Here is a 2,995-nt window from a genome sequence, read left to right as displayed (position 1 = left end):
TAGAAGACAACTGACAAGGCGTAAAGTAGATAAATATGAGTTGGGTAAAAGACATAGAATAAATATTTTGACCCGTTCCCTCTTTGACCGTTATAACAAAGCATCAAAGGAGCTGCAAAAATTTCCATCCATTCAATGTATTTAAACATTAAGTCGTGAATAGAAAGTCTACCTAATACAATCGCCATTAGTACCCATACAAGACTAACACTCACAAAAGCAAGCACTTCTTTCTTAAGATTCTTATGACAAAGATACATAGCGATACCAGTCAAAAGCAACCACGTCCCTCCATCGCTGATAAATGTATGAACTGGTAGCACTGTAAAATTGAGTAAATTTAGTAGAAAACCTAACATAGGTTTGTTTGCGCTTAGCAGATAAAAAGGTGCCATTAACCATGGAAGCAATAAGGGGAAAAGTAAGGTTGGGATTCCTTTTAGATATTTCTTTTCTTGAATCCAAGCAATACCTTGAAGAGCAACGAGCAAAATAGCGAACGATGACAACATCATATTTTGTGGAAAGAAACCATCTGCCCTTACAAGAGGATGTAGAAAATTATAAAATCCAAACTGAATCAATCCCATCAAAATCGCTAAAGCATAAATTTTTAGGAAGTATTTTTTTCGATTGTGTGTATGAACGAAACCTTCAATCACAGCAAATAGGAACAAGGGGGCCGCTAATCTCCCAATCATAGTAAACCAAATGGGTATTTTCCCAGTATAGTCAAAAAAATAGTGAATATGGTCAAATACCATAGTAATGAGGGCTATATATTTGAGTTGGAAACCTGATAGACTTAAACGTTTCATAATAACTCTCCTTTCTTTCATTCTCAGTATAAAAAACAAATTTAAGGAAAGTATCAGTTTTTTGGATAAAATACAAAAAACTATCCCAAGTCTTAACTTGAGATAGCTATGTCTTTATTTAACAACAGATTCTTTGTAGTCACACTCTTCGTTACTACAGATGACTTGTTTGCCACCACCACGTACTTTCTTCTCGACGAGGTAATCACCTGATTTAGGACAGTTACGTCCGACAGGGATATCCCACGACGTAAATTCACAGTCAGGATAGCGATCACAACCGTAGAAGACACGATTACGTTTTGTCTTACGTTCGATGACCTGACCTTGACCACAGGTTGGACAAGTAACGCCAATTTCTTTAGTAATGGCCTTGGTGTTATGACAGTCTGGGAAATTACTACATGCGTAGAACTTACCGTAGCGACCAAGTTTGATGACCATTGGGTGACCACAGAGATCACAATCAAAACCAGCAGGCTCATCCTTGATTTGGATTTTTTCAATACCTTCTTCAGCTTTTTCCAATTCTTTTTGGAAAGGTTTGAAGAATTCATCAATAACCTTCTGCCATTGTTCCTTACCGATTTCGACTTTATCGAGTTTCCCTTCCATCTCGGCGGTAAATTTAACATCCACGATATCTGGGAAAAATTCGACGATCAAGCTATTTACGATTTCACCAAGTTCCGTTGGTTCAAAACGTTTAGCCACCAATTTGACATAGTAGCGACGTTGGATAACATCAAGCGTTGGCGCATATGTTGACGGACGACCAACGCCGTTTTCTTCTAGCGTCTTAATCAATGTCGCTTCAGAATAGCGTGCAGGTGGTTGCGTAAAGTGTTGTTCAGGCGTTGTCACAACCTTCTTAACTGTATCACCCTCAGCCATATCAGGAAGCATTTTGTTCTTATCAGAGTCGTTGTAAACGGCCATATAACCGTCAAACTTGATTTGGCTTCCATTTGCTGTGAAAATGACACCATTTTGAGACAAGGTCACCTTCATCGTATCAAATACTGCAGCTGTCATTTGACTGGCTACAAAACGATTCCAAATAAGGGTATAGAGCTTGAGTTGATCCTTATCCAAATACTTGGCAATGCTTTCTGGCGTTTGAAAAACATTTGAAGGACGAATAGCCTCGTGGGCATCTTGCGCCGCTGAGCTATTTTTCACCTTGCTACCATGCTTAGAATACTTAGAACCAAAGCGTTCTGTAATAAATTCAGCAGCTTGGTTTTGAGCAACTGGACTGATACGTGTTGAGTCCGTACGCATATAGGTAATCAAACCCTGAGCCCCTGAACCAAGATTAATCCCCTCGTACAACTGCTGAGCAACCATCATGGTCTTACGTGTACGGAAGTTAATCTTATTGGCAGCATCCTGTTGTAGTGATGACGTTGTATATGGCAATGGTGCATTACGACGGCGTTCTTTTTTCTCTACCTTATCTACGTTGAAGTCGTCACTTGTGATACGAGAAAGAACAGCTTGAACATCGTCATTATTGTTGAGCTTAAGCTTTTTACCATCCAAGCCATAGAAACTAGCCTGAAATTTCTTAGCCCCCTTCTTAAAGGCACCATCAATAGTCCAGTATTCTTCTGGTTTAAAGGCCTTAATTTCATTCTCACGGTCAATAATAAGCTTAAGAGCTACCGATTGCACCCGACCAGCAGAAAGACCCTTCTTAACCTTCTTCCAAAGAAGAGGTGAAATAGAGTAACCCACAATACGGTCCAAGACACGACGAGCTTGCTGCGCATCTACCAAGTCCATGTCAATGGCACGTGGCTCTACGAAGGCATTTTTTACCGCATCCTTTGTGATTTCATTGAACACAACTCGATTCTTATCGTGATCATCCAGTCCAAGGATATGTGACAAATGCCATGAAATAGCTTCTCCTTCACGGTCCGGGTCACTTGCGAGAAAGACTTGCTTAGCTTTCTTAGCCTCTTTCTTCAATTCATTGATAAGTGGGGCCCTTACCACGAATATTGATATATTGTGGTTCGTAGTTGTTTTCAAAATCAATAGACATACTTGATTTTTTCAAATCACGGATATGCCCAACAGAGGCTACAACTTTATAATTGCGCCCAAGGTACTTTTCAATGGTTTTTGCTTTGGCAGGAGACTCCACGATAACCAAATTTTCTTTGGTG

Annotated in this window: 1 protein-coding gene and 1 pseudogene; both read right to left on the bottom strand. The window is 39.8% G+C overall.

The genetic code is table 11. The features are described 5' to 3' along the window. The coding region (locus HSISS2_RS02805) for a TraX family protein (protein WP_042766933.1) at positions 1–818 on the bottom strand (818 nt) is incomplete at its 3' end. Between the two features lie 114 nt (positions 819–932). Then, positions 933–2,995, bottom strand: a pseudogene (gene topA / locus HSISS2_RS02800) (type I DNA topoisomerase); the annotation flags it as partial.

The organism is Streptococcus sp. HSISS2 (assembly GCF_000448665.1).
Taxonomy (GTDB): domain Bacteria; phylum Bacillota; class Bacilli; order Lactobacillales; family Streptococcaceae; genus Streptococcus; species Streptococcus raffinosi.
Note: the sequence above shows the minus strand (reverse complement) of the source record. Positions and strands in the feature narration are given on the sequence as shown.